Source organism: Arthrobacter sp. SDR-2R (assembly GCF_057747955.1).
The window spans coordinates 2,092,943-2,110,785 of record NZ_CM173231.1 but is presented as its reverse complement, the minus strand read 5'-3'; the positions used below and the strand labels follow the sequence as shown (position 1 = coordinate 2,110,785).

Sequence of the window (17,843 nt, the reverse complement as noted above, 5' to 3'; positions counted from 1 at the left end):
GTTAACACAAGATGCTCACTAGACTTGCTAAGGGTCTGGGTTCAGAGGACGCAGAGACTGGTTCGATCGCAGTGCTGAAGCACCGGGGGGCCAAAGAGAAATCAAACTCATGGAAGAGGCGTATTTCAAGTGCCAGAGCAGCCAAGCCACCGTCTACCAGAGGAATTTGGCGGGAACGAGTGGCTCGTTGACGAACTGTACGAGCAGTACCAACAGGACAAGAACGCCGTGGACGCCAAGTGGTGGCCGCTGTTTGAATCTTTCGACTCGGGTAACGGTTCTTCCAACAATGGAAATTCCGCGCACGCTGCCAATCCTCCTACGCGCGAGCTGCCCGTGGTGAAGACGGCACCCGCTGCTTCGGCACCGTCGCCGGCCGCGGCCCCTGCCACTCCCCCGGCGGCACCCGCCGCCGCCCCGGCTGCCGCTCCTGCAGCAGCCCCTGCGCCGGTCAAGAAGGCCCCCGCCACGGAGGCACGCGACGGCGGCAAGAAGACCGAAGCAGGCACCGGCTCGCAGCCCATTCCGGCGCAGCTGCCCAAGAACGTCAAGGCCCCCACCGCGCCGGAGGAGGACGTCGTCTCCGTCCTCCGCGGACCTGCCAAGGCCATCGCCACCAACATGGTCACCAGCCTTGAGGTGCCCACGGCCACCAGCGTCCGGGCGATTCCGGCCAAGCTGCTCATCGACAACCGCGTGGTCATCAACTCGAACCTGGCCCGCGCCCGCGGCGGCAAGGTCTCCTTCACGCACCTCATTGGCTACGCAGTCATCCGGGCCCTTTCCCAGTTCCCGTCGATGAACGTGTACTACGACGAGGTGGACGGCAAGCCCGTTGCGGTCCAGCCGGCCCACGTCAACTTCGGCATCGCCATCGACATGCCCAAGCCCGACGGCACCCGCCTGCTCATGGTCCCGAACATCAAGAAGGCCGAGACCCTCAACTTCGCCGAGTTCTGGCACACGTACGAGGACCTCATCAAGCGCGCCCGCAACGGCAAGCTCACCGCCGAGGACCATCAGGGCACCACTGTCTCCCTGACCAACCCCGGCGGCATCGGCACCGTGCACTCAGTGCCGCGCCTTTCCAAGGGCCAGGCGGCCATCATCGGCGTCGGCGCCCTTGACTACCCCGCCGAATTCCAGGGTGCCAGCGAAAAGATCATCGCCCACAACGCCATCAGCAAGGTCCTCACCCTGACCTCGACGTATGACCACCGCGTCATCCAGGGCGCCGGCAGCGGCGAGTTCCTCAAGCTGGTGCACCAGCTGCTGCTGGGCGCACAGAACTTCTACGACGAGATCTTCGAAGCCCTCCGCATCCCCTACGAGCCTGTCCGCTGGAGTGCGGACCTGCAGGTGGATCCGGCTGACGAGATCAACAAGGTTGCCCGGATCCAGCAGCTGATCCACTCCTTCCGCGTACGCGGCCACCTCATGGCGGATACCGATCCGCTGGAGTACGTGCAGCGCAAGCACCCGGACCTCGACGTCCTCACCTACGGCCTGACCCTCTGGGACCTGGACCGCGAATGGCCCACGGGCGGCTTCGGCGGCAAGCCGATGCTGAAGTTCCGCGACATCCTCGGAGTCCTGCGGGATGCCTACTGCCGCACCACCGGCATCGAATACATGCACATCCAGGAGCCTGCCGAGCGCAAGTGGTTCCAGGACCAGCTGGAACACCCCTACTCCAAGCCCAGCCGGGAAGAGCAGCTGCGGATCGTCTCCAAGCTGAACGCGGCCGAGGCCTTCGAAACCTTCCTGCAGACCAAGTTCGTGGGGCAGAAGCGCTTCTCGCTGGAAGGCGGCGAGTCCCTGATTCCGCTGCTGGACGCCATCATGTCCGATGCAGCCGATGACGGCCTGGACGAGGTTGCCATCGGCATGGCCCACCGCGGCCGCCTCAACGTCCTGACGAACATCGCCGGCAAGACCTACGCACAGGTGTTCCGCGAATTCGAAGGCACGCAGGATCCGCGCTCCGTCCAGGGCTCCGGCGACGTCAAGTACCACCTGGGCACCGAAGGTACCTTCACCTCGGACACCGGCAAGGAGACCAAGGTCTACCTCGCCGCCAACCCGTCCCACCTGGAAGCCGTGGACTCCGTCCTCGAGGGCATTGTCAGGGCCAAGCAGGACCGCCTTGACCAGGGCGAGTCGTTCCCCGTCCTGCCCATCATGGTCCACGGCGACGCTGCCTTCGCCGGCCAGGGCGTGGTTGCGGAAACGCTCAACCTGTCCCAGCTGCGTGGTTACCGCACCGGTGGAACCATCCACATCGTGGTCAACAACCAGGTCGGCTTCACCACCGCCCCGTCGTCGTCGCGCTCATCCACGTACTCCACGGACGTTGCCAAGATGATCCAGGCACCGGTCTTCCACGTGAACGGCGACGACCCCGAGGCTGTGGTCCGCATCGGCCAGCTCGCCTACGAATTCCGCCAGCGCTTCCACAAGGACGTCGTCATCGACATGGTGTGCTACCGCCGCCGGGGCCACAACGAGGGTGACGACCCCTCGATGACCCAGCCGCTGATGTACAACCTGATCGAGGCCAAGCGCTCCGTCCGCAAGTTGTACACGGAGTCGCTCATCGGCCGCGGGGACATTACCGAGGAAGAAGCCGAGCAGCTGCTCCGCGACTACCAGGAACGGCTGGAGCGGGTCTTCGCCGAGACCCACGCCGCCCAGACCTCCCCCATCCCGATCGTGACCGCGGATTCCGCTGCCGTGTCCGATATCGAGCGGCCCATGGCCCAGCAGTCCGATTCCCGCGTCAGCGCACCGGCCTCCACGGCCATCAGCGCCGACACCCTGGCCCGGATCGGCAAGGCACACGTCGAGATCCCCGATGGCTTTACGGTCCACCCCAAGTTGAAGCAGCTGCTGGAAAAGCGCGAGCAGATGTCCCGCGAAGGCGGCATCGACTGGGGCTTCGGCGAGATCGCAGCCTTCGGCTCCCTGATCATGGAAGGCGTCCCCGTACGCCTTGCCGGCCAGGACTCCCGCCGCGGCACCTTCGTACAGCGCCACGCCGTCTTCCACGACCGTGCCAACGGCAAGGAATGGCTGCCGCTGGGCAACCTTTCCGACGACCAGGCCAAGCTGTGGATCTACGATTCACTGCTGTCCGAATACGCGGCCATGGGCTTCGAGTACGGCTACTCCGTGGAACGCCCGGACGCCCTGGTCCTCTGGGAGGCCCAGTTCGGCGACTTCGTCAACGGTGCGCAGACCATCATCGACGAATTCATCTCCTCCGCAGAGCAGAAGTGGGGCCAGCGGTCCTCGCTGGTCCTGATGCTCCCGCACGGCTACGAAGGCCAGGGCCCGGACCACTCCTCGGCGAGGATCGAGCGCTTCCTGCAGCTCTGCGCGGAAGACAACATGATCGTGGCCAACCCCACCACGGCGGCCTCGCACTTCCACTTGCTGCGGCGCCAGGCGTACAACCGGCCGCGCAAGCCGTTGATCATCTTCACGCCCAAGCAGCTGCTGCGCCTGAAGGCTGCCGCCTCGTCCGTGGAGGACTTCACCAGCGGCACCTTCCGTCCTGTCATTGGTGAGCATGAGCAGCTGCCGGCCACCGCCGTCGAACGCGTGCTTCTGGTCTCCGGCCGCCTCTACTACGATCTCCTGTCCACCCGGCAGAAGACCGGCGACAAGACCACCGCCATCATCCGCGTGGAGCAGCTCTACCCGCTGCCGCACCAGGAGATCGCGGCGGAGCTCGCCAAGTACCCCAACGCCGAAGTGGTCTGGGCACAGGATGAGCCTGCCAACCAGGGCCCCTGGCCATTCATCGGCCTGCACCTGCCCGAGGCCCTTGACCGGCGGGTCCGCCTTGTGTCCCGGCCGGCATCCGCCTCCACGGCAGCCGGCTCCATGAAGCGGCACGCTGCGGAACAGGATGTCCTCCTGAAGCAGGCATTTGCACGGAAGTAAGCAGTAAGGCTGCCCGGCCGGAGTCGAAATACCAGACTCCGGCCGGGCAGTTCTGTTTAATGGATGGACAGCGCCGCCCCGTACCCCCGCAGCCGCGGCGGCGACGATGCAGCGGCCGTACCGAAGTAAACCCGTACCGAAGTAAAGAGGAACGCGTGGAAGACAGGAAGCTGCGGATCGCAGCTGTAGGAGACGAACTGCTGGCCGGACTGGGGGATCCCCGGGCACTTGGCTGGCTGGGCCGCGTCCTGGCCCGCACTCCCCAGGACGGAATGCTCCTGGAAAGCTACGCCCTCCCCTGTCCGCAGGAAGGCACCGAGGGGCTTGCGGCACGTTGGCTGGAGGAAGCCGGCCGCCGTTTCAGCCCCCAGGCGGAGAACCGGCTGGTCATCGGCCTGTCCGGGCGGGACATTGAATTCGGTCTTTCCACCGCACGGAGCAGGCTGAACCTGGCCAATATCCTGGACTCGGCGTCACAGAACCGGATCGAGGTATTCGTCGTGGGGCCGCCTCCCACGCTGGACCCGGCCCAGAACCGGCGGCTTGACGAACTGAACACCGCCTTCGCCGATGTCACCACCCGCCGCAAGCACCTCTACGTCGACACGTTCTCGCCCCTGCTGAACCACGAACAGTGGCGCCAGGACCTTGCCGCAAACGGTGGCACGCCCGGCCAGGCAGGCTATGGCCTCATGGCATGGCTGGTGCTGCACCGCGGCTGGTTCCAGTGGCTGGGACTGGAAGGCCCCCAGTAGTAGCCCGCTCGAGATATATCTTGACCCTGCCCGCCTGCGGCGATACGTTGTAGGGGCTACGCGATATATCGTCTTTTGGAGGGGACCATGGCCGAGCAAAACTGGAGTGTGACAGACCCGCAAACCATGGACGTCGACGGCGTGACGGCCCTGAAGCTGGGCATGGTCCGTGGCAGGTTCAGGATCACGGCGCACGCGGGGTCCCAGGTGCGGCTGGAGTTCGCCGACGTGCACGGCGATCCGGTAGCCGTGTCACTGAACAGCGGCAGGCTCGAAGTGCGGCACCAGCTGCACGGAGCCCAGGGCTGGTTCAAGAACCTCATGGAGACGGTCAACCACAGCAGCGACAACTCCGCGCTCATCACCATCGCTGTTCCCCAGGGTGTGGAGGTGGAGGCCGGGACCGTCAGCGGGGACGGGCTGGTTTCGGGCGTCTCTGCCCGTGTCCGGCTGAACACCGTGTCAGGTTCCGTAGTGGCGGACAGTACCTCCGGCGAGCTTCAGGTCAATACCATCAGCGGCAGCGTGGAGGTCAGGAACCACCGCGGGGTACTCATGGCCAAGAGCGTCTCAGGCAGGGTTACCGCCTCCGGATACTTCACCAACGTGCGCACCAACACCGTCAGCGGGCACCTCGACGTTGAACTGCTCGATTTCACCCGGGACTTCGGCTCCAACTCGGTGTCCGGGGATCTGGCTATCAGGCTGCCGCACGACGTCGGCGTCGACATCGTGGCCAAGTCCGCCGGCGGAGCGGTGATCCTTGACGGCCGGCAGTGCCTCCTGGCCAACGGCAAAGTGGAGACCATTGCCGGGCCCGACGGCCAGCTGATGCTCGTCCGGACCAATTCGGTATCCGGCAGGACGTCCATATCCCACGCTCCTGCACCACTTGACGGCGACGGGGAAGCGCAAGGCTGATGCCGCCCGTCTTCGCACACGGTGCGTTGCGCCTCTACCTGCTGGCACTGCTGGAAAGCGGGCCCAAGCACGGGTACGAGCTCATCAAGGCGCTCAAGGAAAGGTTCGCGGGGACTTATTCGCCAAGCGCCGGAACCATCTACCCCCGGCTGGGCAAGCTCGAGGAGGATGGCCTGGTGGCCACCGAGCCGGCCGGGCGGCGCACCAACTACCGCATTACAGCCGCCGGCCTTGCCGAACTGAACCGGCGCCGCGACGATCTGGCGGGGGTCGAGAATGACATCGCCGTCTCCGTCCAACGGCTTGACGTGGAACTGATGGTGCAGAAGTTCCATGATGAGCTCTGCGCGGACCTGCGGCGGCAGGCCATGCGCCGCCCCATCAGCCCTGTGACGCTGGAAACCGTCAGGACAGCCCTCGACGACGCCCGCGCGGCCATCCGCAGCACCCTGCAGTCCTAAGGCGGCGCCTGCTGCCGCACTTCCGCAGGTCATCCGCCCCTACCCGGTTCGCGGGCCGCCACATCATGTGGGAGACTTGAGGGCAGCTCTTTTGAGTACCAACAGTAAGGAGGCCAGCTATGAGCAAGCGTGCACGCAAGCGTCGTGACCGTAAGCGTGGCGGCGCGAACCACGGGAAGCGCCCCAACACCTAGGCAAATGCCAGGAACTACGGTTCAAGCGAAGGACCCCGCAAGCCAAACGGCTTCCGGGGTCCTTTGCTGTCTGCGGCCCTGACCGGCGCAACGCGTGCCTGTTCCTAGGCCTCCACGGGACGGATGGTGTGGATCCTGTCCAGGATGGCGTTCTTCAGGTTGTCCGGCGCGGACTCCGTGCAGGAGCGCTTGACCATATTGCGGATGACGCACTCCAGGTCATACTGTTCCGTGCACTCAGGGCAGTCATCAAGGTGGTTCTTGATTTCCGTGAGGTCCTCGCGGGTCAGCGCCCCGTCAAGGTATTCGTAGATGCGTTGCATCCTGGTGTCGTCGCAATCGCCCAATCCCTGGCAGTCGCTCATTTCCTGTTCTCCTGTGCTTTGCTTCCTGCCGCATCCGAGGCATCTGCGGCCGTCTTAAATCCCCGCTCGGCGGCGTATTCCGCGAGCATGTCCCGCAACATTCGCCGGCCGCGGTGGAGCCGGGACATCACAGTGCCGATGGGCGTGTTCATGATGTCCGAGATTTCCTTGTAGGCAAAGCCCTCAACGTCGGCGAAGTAGACCGCCAGCCGGAATTCTTCGGGGATGTCCTGCAGCGCCCGCTTCACGTCCGAATCCGGAAGATGATCCAGGGCTTCAGCCTCGGCTGAGCGCAGTCCGCTCGAGGTGTGCGACTCCGCCCGTGCCAGCTGCCAGTCCTCAATGCTGTCCGAGTTGGACTGCAGGGGCTCACGCTGCCTCTTGCGGTAGAGGTTGATGTACGTGTTGGTCAGGATCCGGTACAACCAGGCTTTCAGGTTTGTTCCCGGCTTGTACTGGTGGAAGGCCGAAAAAGCCTTGGTGTAGGCCTCCTGGACCAGATCCTCCGCGTCGGACGGGTTCCGGGCCATGCGCATGGCAGCGGAATACAGCTGGTCGACGTACTGCATGGCATCCCGCTCAAAGCGAAGGCGGCGCTCCTCCACGCTCTCCGTGGCGACGTCCAGCGTGGCATCCTCGGCATCCGCTTCTGCGGCCAATGATTCAGGGTCTGCCTGTCCGGCAGGCACAGGCGCGGTGCCGGCCCTGCCGTTTGCTTCGCCGGGGGTAGCCTCATACATGGCCGCAACGGCCGGATCCAGGGTGTTCATTGCCTTCAAGTCTACTGTCAGGCTCCCTGCCCGGGGCGTGCCGTATTCCGGCGGTTCCGAGGCCAGCTTGTCCACTGCCACCGGGCCCGCCTGCCTGGTTCCGTCCAACACCTTCCCCAAGGGCCAACTCCGCTCTGTTTCGGGTGAATGATTGTCAGGCCCCTGTTGCGGACCTGTTTGCCATAACCGCCTCCCACGGGCAAATATTCCCCAAAAGTGCAAGACTAGGACCGACTCCGCCGCTCGGCGCGGCTCGTCCATCCAGGAGGAAATCCATGTCCTTTGTCCGCACGCTCGCACGGCCCATGCTCGCCTCCAGTTTCGTTCTCGCCGGACTGGATAAGCTCAGGAACGCAGACGACACCGCTCAGCAGCTCTCACCGCTGCTGCGCAAGGCTGCAGCCTCGCTTCCCTTCCAGGCGAACGAAACCACCCTCGCACGTGTGATTGGCGGAACCCAGGTAGGGGCCGGCGTCCTGTTCGGCCTTGGCAAGTTTTCCCGGCTCTCCGCGGGCCTGTTGACGGTGATTTCGCTCCTGAACACCTTCGTTGAATGGCGCAGCGCGGATATCAGCAGCAAGGAAGGCCGCGAAAGCCGCCGGAACCAGCTGCTCAAGAACCTCTCGCTGAGCGGCGGCGCCCTGCTCGCTTCCGTGGACACCGCCGGCAAGCCCGGCCTGGCCTGGCGCGCCGAGCACCTGGCGGCCGATGCCCGTCGTAACGCCTCGCACCTGGCCGCCGACGCGCGCAGGACCACCACCAAGAAGCTGAACAAGGCGGACAAGGCCGTGCGCCGCGCCGTCGAACACGCTACGGGAGCATAAACACGAATGACCGCAGCAGTTGCCACCCGGGACGGGTCCGGAACGCCTGTCCAGCACTGGGCCGCACCCTTTGCGTCCCGGCCCGTTAACGCCACCGTGACGGTGCCCGGATCGAAGTCCCTGACCAACAGGTACCTGGTCCTGGCAGCCCTCGCGGACGGCCCGTCCCGGCTGCGGGCCCCCCTGCATTCCAGGGACTCCGCACTCATGGTCGACGCACTGCGGCAGCTCGGTGCCGTCATCACCGAAGTGCCCGGGGACGGTGCCTTTGGGCCCGACCTGGAGGTGGTTCCGCTGCCGGCGGCAGCGGCCGCGTCCCACACCAGGATCGACTGCGGACTTGCCGGCACCGTCATGCGGTTCGTTCCGCCGCTGGCGGCGCTCCGCAACGGAGCCAGCGTGTTCGACGGCGATCCCCACGCCCGCAAGCGCCCCATGGGAACCATCATCGAAGCCCTCAAAGCCCTGGGCGTGGCCGTTTCCGCCGAAGACGGCAGCGCGCCGTCGTCGCTCCCTTTTGTGGTGGAAGGCAACGGCGCAGTCCGCGGCGGCCATCTGGTGATCGATGCCAGCGCCTCCTCGCAGTTCGTCTCCGCCCTCCTCCTGGTGGGCGCAAGGTTCGACGACGGCCTGCACCTGGAACATGTGGGCAAGCCGGTACCCAGCCTGGACCACATCAACATGACAGTGGCCGTCCTGCGCGGTGCCGGCGTTTCAGTGGACGACTCCGTCCCCAACCACTGGGTGGTGGCGCCGGGACCCATCCGCGCCTTCGACCAGCGGATTGAACAGGACCTTTCCAACGCCGGGCCCTTCCTGGCTGCGGCCCTGGCCACGCGGGGCACCGTACGGATTCCCAACTGGCCTGATGAAACGCAGCAGGTGGGGGACCTGTGGCGCGGAATCCTGGCCAGCATGGGCGCCTCGGTCACCCTGGCTGACGGTGTCCTGACCGTCACCGGCGGCCCGGAGATCAAGGGCGGCAACTTCGCGGACACCAGTGAACTGGCTCCCACGGTCGCGGCCCTGTGTGCCCTTGCCACGGGGCCTTCCCGCCTCAGCGGCATCGCCCACCTGAGGGGACACGAGACGGACAGGCTCGCGGCCCTGGTATCGGAGATCAACCGGCTGGGCGGCGACGCCGAGGAAACCAGCGACGGCCTGGTGATCCGGCCCGCCCGGCTGCACGCCGGCGTCGTCCACAGCTACGCCGACCACCGCATGGCCACGGCCGGCGCAATCCTGGGACTCGCCGTCGAAGGCGTCCAGGTGGAGGACATCGGCACCACGGCCAAGACCATGCCGGATTTCCCGCAGCTGTGGGCCGGCATGCTGGCCCAGGGAGAAGGGTCCGCCGCCGGACCGGAAGGGCGCGGCAGTGGCGCGGAGCACTGATTCCTGGGACGAATCGGACGTTCGGATCCGTCCCAGCAAGAAGGGCTCCCGGCCGCGCACCAAAGACCGCCCCAGCCACGACGACGCCGTGACCGGACGGATCATCACGGTGGACCGCGGGCGGTACACCGCGGTAGTGGACGAGGACTCGGAGAATGAGCGCGTTGTCATTGCCGCGCGCGCCCGGGAACTTCGGCGCTCGCCCGTTGTGGCAGGCGACTTCGTCTCGCTCGTGGGGGACGTGTCCGGCGCGCCGGACACGCTGGCCCGGCTGGTGAAGATCCAGGACCGCCACACCCTCCTGCGCCGCAGCGCCGACGACACCGACCCCGTGGAGCGCGCGGTGGTGGCCAACGCCGACCAACTGGTGATCGTGGTGGCTGCCGCCAACCCGGAACCCCGCACGGGGTTCATCGACCGCGCGCTCGTGGCCGCATACGACGCCGGAATCGAACCCATCCTGCTGGTCACCAAGGCCGACGTCAAAGACCCCGCGGACCTGCTTTCCAACTACACGCACCTGGACTTCCCGGTGATCATCAGCAAGACGGCGGATGCGCAGGCGTCGGGAATCGATGCCCGGTCCGATGACGGGCTCTCGGCGCGGCTGGACAGCGCCGCAGTGGCGGCGCTGCGGGACCATCTCGATGGCAAGGTCACCGTTATGCTGGGGCACTCCGGCGTCGGCAAGTCCACCATGGTGAACGCCCTGACCGGCGCCGAGCGGGCCACCGGCGGCGTGAATGCCGTGACCGGGCGCGGCCGCCACACGTCGTCGTCGGCCCTTGCCTTGCGGTTGGCGGACGCGCCTCCCGGCAGCTGGATCATCGATACCCCCGGCATCCGTTCCTTTGGCCTGGCGCACGTGGACCCTGACCGCATCCTGCGCTCCTTCCCGGACCTCTCCCCCGGCATCGAGAACTGCGAACGGGGCTGCAAGCACACCGCAACCGCAGTGAACTGCGGCCTCGACGACTGGGTGGCAGGCGGACACGCAGGTCCCACCGGCGCGGCCCGGCTGGCCTCGCTGCGGCGCCTGCTTGGTACGGACCCGAGGATGGAAGCACAGGAAACCAAGGAGCTCGGCAGCGTCAACTGACGCGTTCTCCCGGCAGAACCGTCCACAGACGGTAGTTTGGAACCATGATCCAACCCGCTTCGAGCTACAACGATGACCTGCGCCTGGCCCATGTCCTGGCCGACTCCGTGGATGACCAGACCATGAGCCGCTTCAAGGCCCTGGACCTCCACGTTGAGACCAAGCCGGACCTGACGCCGGTCACCGACGCGGACAAGGCCGCCGAGGAAGCCATCCGGGGCCAGCTCTCCCGTTCACGCCCCCGCGACGCCGTCCTGGGCGAGGAATTCGGCAGCACCGGCCACGGTTCCCGGCGCTGGATCATCGACCCCATTGACGGAACCAAGAACTTTGTCCGCGGCGTTCCCGTATGGGCCACGCTGATCGCCCTCGTGGATGAGGGCGAACCGGTGGTGGGCGTCGTCAGCGCCCCGGCCCTGGGCAAGCGCTGGTGGGCGGCGAAAGGCATGGGCGCGTACATGGGCAGGTCCCTTGCCGCCGCCACCCGCCTCCGCGTGTCCAACGTGTCGAAGCTTTCCGACGCCTCCCTCTCCTACTCCAGCCTGGGCGGGTGGAAGGAACGCGGAAACCTTGACGAGTTCCTCGGCCTTACCGAGGACGTTTGGCGGACCCGGGCCTACGGGGATTTCTGGTCGTATTGCATGGTGGCCGAGGGCTCCGTGGACATCGCCTGCGAACCCGAGCTGAACCTCTATGACATGGCTGCCCTGGTGCCGATCGTGGTGGAGGCCGGCGGCCGGTTCACATCCCTGGAAGGCGAGGACGGCCCGTTCGGCGGGAACGCCCTGGCCACGAACTCAATCCTGCACTCGGAGGTCCTGCACCGATTGAACCCGTACCTGGACGATCTGCTGTAACTCACGCGCTTTCCACGTTTGAACGAATAATGCGACGCCGGACACCTCCCAAGGCAGGTGCCCGGCGTCGTTTATTCGGGGGCGCGTAACAAAGCCCTTAACAATTGCCGCGGCTTCAGTCCTGGCCGCCCCATGTCCTACGCTTTTATGCAGGTCACGAGTGCCAGCGCAAAACCCCGGTTTGCTGGCCGGCAACCCTCCATTCGCGGTGGGGTGCCCCGGGTGACGACCAGGCCGGTCCGGAGCGGATGCGGCAAGCGCGGATTCCACTATGCCGGAGTCCTGTACCAAGTGAGGTCTCTGTGACAACTGCCACCGTCTCCCCCCAGCCCGTCATTGCCGAAGCTGCCGTCCCCCATGCACGCCACGCCGCAGCCGGCCGGCCGCTCGCTGCCGTCACCGGCGCCGAAATCCAGGCGCCCCTGATTTCGGGCGGCCACGTGCGGTACGCCAACCTCGATTACGGCGCCTCCGCCCCGGCACTGTCCGTAGTGTCCGCTTACCTGAATGAGATCCTCCCCTACTACGCCAGCGTCCACCGCGGGGCAGGATACGCATCCCAGATCAGCACCTCCGTGTACGAGAACGCGCGCAGCATCGTCAGGGATTTCGTGGGCGGCCGCCCGGATGATTCGGTCATCTTCACCCGCAACACGACGGATTCGCTGAACCTGCTGGCCGGCTGCCTTCCCGTGACCGATGGCCGCCACGACGGCGAAGTGCTGTACCTGGACATCGAACACCACGCCAATCTCCTGCCGTGGCAGGGCGTCCCGCACCGCAGCATCGTCGCCGCCGACACCATCACCGGCACCCTTGAAGCCGTACGTGCCGAGCTTGGACAGGGCGGTGTCAGCCTGGTCGCGGTCACCGGGGCCTCCAACGTGACCGGCGAAATCCTCCCCATCCGGGCGCTGGCCGCGCTGGCCCACGAACATGGCGCACGGATCGTGGTGGATGCGGCCCAGCTCGCGCCGCACCGCCGCATAGACATCAGCGCGGATGACGTCGACTACCTCGCCTTCTCCGGCCACAAGCTGTACGCGCCCTTCGGCGCCGGCGTCCTGGTGGGACGCCCGGACTGGCTGGACGCCGGCGTCCCGCACCTCGCCGGGGGCGGCGCCGTCAAGGAAGCCAGGCTCGACGGCGTCAGCTGGGCCACCGGCCCGGCCCGCCATGAGGGGGGCTCGCCGAACGTCCTGGGGGCCGCCACGCTGGCCCGCGCCACCCAGGTCATTGCCGGCCTGGACCAGGAACGCTGGCACGCCCACGAGTCCGCCATCCGCTCCTTCCTGGTGGAGGGACTCCAGCGGATCGACGGCGTCACGGTTCACCAGATCTTCAAGGACACCAACCCCGAAACGGACACCATCGGGGTGGTCAACTTCTCCGTCGAGGGATACGACGCAGGACTGGTGGCTGCGTACCTTTCGGCAGAGCATGGCGTGGGCCTGCGTGACGGGCGCTTCTGCGCCCATCCCCTGCTGAAGCGCCTGGGCCTGCCGTCCGGTTCCCTCCGCGCCAGCTTCGGCGTCGGTTCGCGCCTGGAAGATGCCGAGCGCCTGCTGGCCGGCATCCAGGCGCTCCGGAGCAACGGGCTGGGCTGGGACTACGTGGTGGACGCAGGCCGCTGGGTCCCTGCCAACGACACCCGCACCTACCCGCACTGGGCGCCCAACACCCCTGGAACAGCCGGCGCAGCGCCCTGCATCGACGACTGACGCCGGAGACCGGCCACTCCTGTTTCAGCCGGCTGACCGTGCGTCAGGGGAATGCGGTAAATTCGAAAGGTACCGCAGGACGTCAGCTGAAGGAGGCCACGCGTGGTTCGGGGTGGCCCCAAGCTTGATCACGGGCGGCGCAGGGAACTGGGCCAGAGCTTCCAGGACGGCGGCAGGCACTACCAGCGCGTCCGGCCCGGCTACCCTGAGGAGTCAGCCCGGTGGCTGGTGCCCGCCGACGCCCATGAAGCCCTCGACGTTGGTGCCGGTACCGGAAAGTTCACCGCGCTGCTGCTGGACATGGGGCTGGACGTCACGGCCGTGGACCCCTCGGCGGACATGCTCGCCCAGCTCACGGAACACTACCCGGCTGCCACGGCGATGCCGGGGACTGCCGAGGCGACAGGCCTGCCCGACGCCAGCTTCGACGTCGTCACCGTAGCCCAGGCGTGGCACTGGTGCGACGCCCTGGCGGCAAGCACCGAACTGGCCCGCGTGCTGCGCCCGCACGGAACCCTCGGCCTGGTGTGGAACCAGCTGGACACCTCAGTGCCCTGGGTGCACCGGCTCTCCCGGATCATGCACGCAGGCGACGTCTACCGGCCGGGGCACAAGCCCGTCATCGGCCCGGAGTTCCAGGGGCTCGAAGGGCATGTCACCCACTGGCAGGACACAGTGGACACCACGGACCTGATGGAACTCACTAAATCCCGCAGCTACTACCTCCGGGCCGGCGAGTCAACGCGGGCCAAGGTCCTGGCCAACCTGGACTGGTACCTGCACGAACACCTTGCCTACACCCCTGACCAGGAAATCGACCTTCCCTACCTCACCCTGGCTTGGCGGGCCGTCAAGGCATGACGGCGCATCCCGTATGGCGCCTGCAGAGCCGGTAGGCTTGGATTCGTGAAGACCAGCGCGCCCTCCTCCTCGATCGAGGATTACGTCAAGGTCATTTATTCCTTTACCGAATGGCAGGACAAGCCCATCACGTCCTCCCAGCTCGCACAGCGGCTGGGGGTGGCAAATTCCTCGGTTTCGGAAATGGTCCGCAAACTCAAGGACCAGGGCCTGGTGGACCACAAGCCCTACAGCGCCGTCACGCTGACCGAGGCCGGCCTGCGGCTGGCGCTGTCCATGGTCCGGCGCCACCGGCTGATCGAGACATACCTTGTCCAGCGGCTCGGATACAGCTGGGACGAAGTCCACGATGAGGCTGAACAACTCGAACACGCCGTATCGGACACGTTCATCGAACGGGTCGCCGCCAAGCTCGGGGACCCGAAGCGTGACCCGCACGGCGATCCAATCCCCACGGCGGACGGGCAGGTGCTGATGCCGCGCGCGCACCTCCTCGCCGAGCTGGACCAGGGACATACCGGCAGGATCACCCGGATCAGCGACGACAACCCGGAACTGCTGCGCTACCTGGCCGCCCAGGCCATCGACCTTGATGCGGACGTCGAGGTGGTGGGACGGCGGCCTTTCGGCGGAGCCCTGGTGGTGCGGATCGGTGGTCCCGGCGGCGCCCGTGAGTACGATTTCGCTGAGGAAATCGCCTCGGCGCTCTGGGTCTCCAGCGACGCGCCGCATGCCGGCTGCGCCCTGGACGGGCTCTGACGTGGCGTTGCCCACCGCCCGTGCCTGGCTGGCTGTCGCCGCCGGCGGGCTGATCGGCAGTGAGCTGCGCTACGGGCTGGGCCTGGCGTTTCCGGACGTGCCCGGTTCGGTCCCGTGGGCCACGCTGGGCATCAACATCAGCGGCAGTTTCGTCCTCGCGGCTTTGACCACCGTCTGGATGGCACGCCCGCACACGGCCTTCTGGCTGCGCGCCGGCATCGGGCCGGGCCTGCTGGGTTCCTTCACCACCTTTTCCGCGGTCATTTTCGCCTCGGACCAGTTGGCACGCGCGGGTGAGCACCCCGTATGGCTCCTCTACCTGGGCTTGTCGCTGTTGCTCGGTCTTTCGGCGGCCGGCCTGGGCTGGCGCACCGGAAGGCTCATCGCCCGGAACCGGGGCCCGGCATGATCACGGCAGCCCTGGTGGGAGTGTTTGGCGTGGCCGGGGCGCTGCTGCGGTTCGGGATCGACAGCTGGTTTGCACACCACAGCAGCATCCGCAGCGTCCGCACCGATGGCCGTGCGGCGTTGCACTGGCCCTGGGCCACCCTGCTGGTCAACGTCGTCGGCTGCTTCATCATCGGTCTGGCACACGGCCTGACCGCCGGGCTGGGACTGGGCGCGGAATGGCAGGTGGGTTTGGCCACCGGACTGGCCGGCGGCCTTACCACCTTCAGTTCGTGGACCACCGCCACCATCCGCCTGCTCAGCGAAGCACGGTTCGGCGCCGCGGCCCTGAACGTGGCGGTTAACCTGGGCCTTGGCTTTGCTGCCGCGGCCGCTGGCAGTGCACTGGCTTCCTAGCGACGCTGTTCCCCGTTGGGGGCCCGGCCGGCGATTTGGCGGCCTCCCGTATGGTGGAAGGTGATGATCAGCAGACGCGACGCCGCAATAACCCTTGATGTTCCCCTTGAGATGGCGCAGCGCCACGGCCTGCCGAAGTGGATGACGGAGGCCGAACTCCGCGCCATCCTCGACAATCCTCCGCCATGGCTGGTGCAGTCGCGCGCCAACCGGACGGGCAAGCGGCCGGTGTGGGTGCACCTGGAATGCGCCGTCTGTGGCTATGAGGAGGCGGCCCGGCCCAAGAAGTGGTGGCCGGACTTCACCTACGTGGTATGCAGCCATCATGCGCCTTCCGATGTTCCCGCCGTCCGCCCCGGGTGCGTCCGCAGCGAGTACGACGGCGTGGGGACCCGTTTCGTGGGCATCGCGGACGTGGAAGCGCCTCCGGTCCGTCCTTAGGCCCGCCCGGGTGACGTGCCCCGGGGACCTTCGGTCCGGCGTCGGGCATTATCCTGCGCCGTTGCCTGTCATTTCTTCCGGGACGGCGGTGAGGTGCAGCTCGGTGCCGTCGCGGAGTACCTTCACGTCCAGCGGCTCGCCGATGGCATCGGAAAACAGGAGCCGCTGCAGGCTTTCGGCGTTGCTGACGGGACGGCCTCCGGCGGTGACGATAATGTCACCCGCGGCAAGGCCTGCTTTGTCCGCCGGCGAGCCGGGCAGGACCTCCACGACGCGGAGCCCTTCGCGCAGCCCGCTGCGGATCACAGCGCTGGGGTTGAGCTGGATGGGCGTGCTGACAAGGCCCAGGTAGGCACGGCGTACCCTCCCGTCTGACAGGAGCGCGGAGATGATCCTGCGGGTGGTGGCATTGATTGGTATGGCGAGCCCCAGCCCAGCGCCCGCCACTGCGGTGTTGATGCCGACGATCCTGGAGTGCGTGTCCGCCAGCGCTCCACCGGAGTTGCCTGGGTTCAGCGCTGCGTCCGTCTGGATAACGTCCTCGATCACCCTCCTGTTGCCGCCCGCCCAGACTGGAATGGCCCGGCCCAAACCGCTGACCACGCCCGCGGTGACTGACCCCGCCAGGCCCAGTGGGTTTCCGACGGCAATCACAAGCTGGCCCACGCGCAGGGTCTCGGCCGCGCCGAACTGAGCAGGTGGCACCTTGGGCCGCGAACCGTGGACGACTGCTAGATCGGACAGGGGGTCGGCTCCCACCAGTTCCAGTTCCATCTGGCTCCCGTCTCCAAACACCGCAAAACCGTGCCGGGTGCCTGCCACGACGTGTGAGTTGGTGAGCAGGTATCCGTCCTCCGTGAAGAGAACGGCCGAGCCGGCGCCCACCCTCACCCTGCCGTTGCCCCTATTCGCGGTCATCTCGATGGCTGCCACGTGGGGCGTAACCGCTGCCGCGACACGCATGACCGTTTGCGAGTACGAGTCCAGGACGTCCTCGTCTCCGGTGGATATGGGTTCCCGCGCCTGTTCCATGACGCACCTCCGGTCTGGTGCCGCTTCCGGCAATCCATGCCCTTTACGGGTCCTTACGGGAGACAACAATGGCCGGGCACGGTCCACTCCCGGTGGAGCTACGCCGTGGGTGAACGCCGGCATTGCGGTGCGGTGCGGCTGTCAAGGCTTTAGGATCGGAGCATGACTGACTCCCCTGCAGGGTCTCAAACGGAAATACTGAACGCTGAGGAGTGCTGGCGGTACCTTCGGTCCTCCTATATCGGGCGGCTGGCGGTCATCAACGGTGACGTTCCCGAGATTTTTCCCGTGAATTTTTCGGTCGCCGGCGACACCCTGCTGTTCCGCACGGCGCCGGGGACCAAGCTCCGTGCCCTGCTCAGCGGGTCGGTTGCCGCCTTGGAGGTGGACGGCCTCAACCCATACGCCACTCAGGTCTGGAGCGTTGTCGCCAAGGGCAGGCCGCAGCCATTCGATGAAGCCAGCATGAAGCTTCCGGAGGAAGACGCCGACCGGGAACCTTGGGAACCGGGGATCAAGGACCACTTGGTGGCCATTACCCCCACCGATATCACCGGCCGCCGTTTCGCTGTCAGGCCGCGGACCCGCTGGTGGCCGCCGGTCGATTTTTCCGCCGACTGGCTGTAGCGGCCTGCG

Annotated in this window: 19 protein-coding genes and 1 riboswitch; of the genes, 16 read left to right on the top strand and 3 right to left on the bottom strand. The window is 66.6% G+C overall.

Features of this window, described 5'->3' with window-relative positions:
- Window positions 1-129: 129 nt before the first annotated feature.
- The 5 genes from AC3ANU_RS09820 (at window position 130) to AC3ANU_RS09800 (ending at window position 6,279) form a co-directional block, all read left to right on the top strand.
- Window positions 130-3,948 carry a multifunctional oxoglutarate decarboxylase/oxoglutarate dehydrogenase thiamine pyrophosphate-binding subunit/dihydrolipoyllysine-residue succinyltransferase subunit gene (locus AC3ANU_RS09820; protein WP_488315909.1) on the top strand — a complete coding sequence of 1,273 codons (3,819 nt, stop codon included), beginning with the start codon at window positions 130-132 and terminating at the stop codon, window positions 3,946-3,948.
- A 155-nt stretch (window positions 3,949-4,103) separates the two neighbouring features.
- Window positions 4,104-4,703 (top strand): GDSL-type esterase/lipase family protein, encoded by a 600-nt coding sequence (locus AC3ANU_RS09815; protein ID WP_488315908.1) that lies wholly within the window; start codon window positions 4,104-4,106, stop codon window positions 4,701-4,703.
- 87 nt (window positions 4,704-4,790) lie between these two features.
- Window positions 4,791-5,624, top strand: a complete 834-nt coding sequence (locus AC3ANU_RS09810; protein WP_056388036.1) for a DUF4097 family beta strand repeat-containing protein — start codon at window positions 4,791-4,793, stop codon at window positions 5,622-5,624.
- On the top strand, window positions 5,624-6,085 hold the full coding sequence (locus AC3ANU_RS09805; RefSeq protein ID WP_018768445.1) for a PadR family transcriptional regulator: 462 nt from the start codon (window positions 5,624-5,626) through the stop codon (window positions 6,083-6,085). Before AC3ANU_RS09810 ends, AC3ANU_RS09805 begins: the two co-directional genes overlap by 1 nt.
- A gap of 119 nt (window positions 6,086-6,204) precedes the next feature.
- A complete protein-coding gene (locus AC3ANU_RS09800; protein ID WP_369299106.1) occupies window positions 6,205-6,279 on the top strand; it encodes a 50S ribosomal protein bL37 in 75 nt (24 codons plus the stop codon).
- A 104-nt stretch (window positions 6,280-6,383) separates the two neighbouring features.
- Here the strand turns inward: AC3ANU_RS09800 and rsrA are convergent, their stop codons facing one another.
- Entirely contained in the window at window positions 6,384-6,644 is a 261-nt protein-coding gene (rsrA, locus tag AC3ANU_RS09795; RefSeq protein ID WP_018768446.1) for a mycothiol system anti-sigma-R factor, read from the bottom strand.
- Entirely contained in the window at window positions 6,641-7,495 is an 855-nt protein-coding gene (locus AC3ANU_RS09790; RefSeq protein WP_026265646.1) for a sigma-70 family RNA polymerase sigma factor, read from the bottom strand. Before AC3ANU_RS09790 ends, rsrA begins: the two co-directional genes overlap by 4 nt.
- Window positions 7,496-7,689: 194 nt before the next feature.
- Between AC3ANU_RS09790 and AC3ANU_RS09785 the strand changes: the two genes are divergently transcribed.
- From AC3ANU_RS09785 to AC3ANU_RS09740, 10 genes are all read left to right on the top strand, one after another.
- Entirely contained in the window at window positions 7,690-8,238 is a 549-nt protein-coding gene (locus tag AC3ANU_RS09785; protein WP_018768448.1) for a DoxX family protein, read from the top strand.
- A gap of 6 nt (window positions 8,239-8,244) precedes the next feature.
- The gene (aroA, locus tag AC3ANU_RS09780) at window positions 8,245-9,633 is read left to right on the top strand and encodes a 3-phosphoshikimate 1-carboxyvinyltransferase (RefSeq protein ID WP_478223207.1); all 1,389 of its coding nucleotides are present in this window, start codon (window positions 8,245-8,247) and stop codon (window positions 9,631-9,633) included.
- The gene (gene rsgA / locus AC3ANU_RS09775) at window positions 9,617-10,732 is read left to right on the top strand and encodes a ribosome small subunit-dependent GTPase A (protein WP_018768450.1); all 1,116 of its coding nucleotides are present in this window, start codon (window positions 9,617-9,619) and stop codon (window positions 10,730-10,732) included. Before aroA ends, rsgA begins: the two co-directional genes overlap by 17 nt.
- A gap of 44 nt (window positions 10,733-10,776) precedes the next feature.
- Window positions 10,777-11,589 (top strand): histidinol-phosphatase, encoded by an 813-nt coding sequence (gene hisN / locus AC3ANU_RS09770; protein ID WP_018768451.1) that lies wholly within the window; start codon window positions 10,777-10,779, stop codon window positions 11,587-11,589.
- Between the two features lie 152 nt (window positions 11,590-11,741).
- Window positions 11,742-11,855, top strand: a riboswitch (SAM riboswitch).
- A gap of 36 nt (window positions 11,856-11,891) precedes the next feature.
- Complete coding sequence (locus AC3ANU_RS09765) at window positions 11,892-13,310, top strand: aminotransferase class V-fold PLP-dependent enzyme (RefSeq protein ID WP_478223205.1); 1,419 nt, start codon at window positions 11,892-11,894, stop codon at window positions 13,308-13,310.
- A 102-nt stretch (window positions 13,311-13,412) separates the two neighbouring features.
- Window positions 13,413-14,171 carry a class I SAM-dependent methyltransferase gene (locus AC3ANU_RS09760; protein ID WP_056388041.1) on the top strand — a complete coding sequence of 253 codons (759 nt, stop codon included), beginning with the start codon at window positions 13,413-13,415 and terminating at the stop codon, window positions 14,169-14,171.
- A gap of 45 nt (window positions 14,172-14,216) precedes the next feature.
- Window positions 14,217-14,930: a metal-dependent transcriptional regulator gene (locus AC3ANU_RS09755; RefSeq protein ID WP_018768454.1), complete on the top strand. Its 714-nt coding sequence runs from the start codon at window positions 14,217-14,219 to the stop codon at window positions 14,928-14,930.
- Complete coding sequence (locus tag AC3ANU_RS09750) at window positions 14,902-15,339, top strand: fluoride efflux transporter FluC (protein ID WP_051081310.1); 438 nt, start codon at window positions 14,902-14,904, stop codon at window positions 15,337-15,339. Before AC3ANU_RS09755 ends, AC3ANU_RS09750 begins: the two co-directional genes overlap by 29 nt.
- Window positions 15,336-15,734 carry a fluoride efflux transporter FluC gene (locus AC3ANU_RS09745; RefSeq protein ID WP_056388044.1) on the top strand — a complete coding sequence of 133 codons (399 nt, stop codon included), beginning with the start codon at window positions 15,336-15,338 and terminating at the stop codon, window positions 15,732-15,734. The genes AC3ANU_RS09750 and AC3ANU_RS09745 overlap by 4 nt, the downstream gene beginning before the upstream one ends.
- A gap of 63 nt (window positions 15,735-15,797) precedes the next feature.
- A complete protein-coding gene (locus tag AC3ANU_RS09740; RefSeq protein WP_018768457.1) occupies window positions 15,798-16,175 on the top strand; it encodes a hypothetical protein in 378 nt (125 codons plus the stop codon).
- Between the two features lie 48 nt (window positions 16,176-16,223).
- Here the strand turns inward: AC3ANU_RS09740 and AC3ANU_RS09735 are convergent, their stop codons facing one another.
- Window positions 16,224-17,207 (bottom strand): S1C family serine protease, encoded by a 984-nt coding sequence (locus AC3ANU_RS09735; protein ID WP_488315907.1) that lies wholly within the window; start codon window positions 17,205-17,207, stop codon window positions 16,224-16,226.
- A gap of 162 nt (window positions 17,208-17,369) precedes the next feature.
- Here AC3ANU_RS09735 and AC3ANU_RS09730 point away from each other — a divergent pair, with 162 nt between their 5' ends.
- A complete protein-coding gene (locus AC3ANU_RS09730; RefSeq protein ID WP_488315906.1) occupies window positions 17,370-17,834 on the top strand; it encodes a pyridoxamine 5'-phosphate oxidase family protein in 465 nt (154 codons plus the stop codon).
- Window positions 17,835-17,843: the final 9 nt, after the last annotated feature.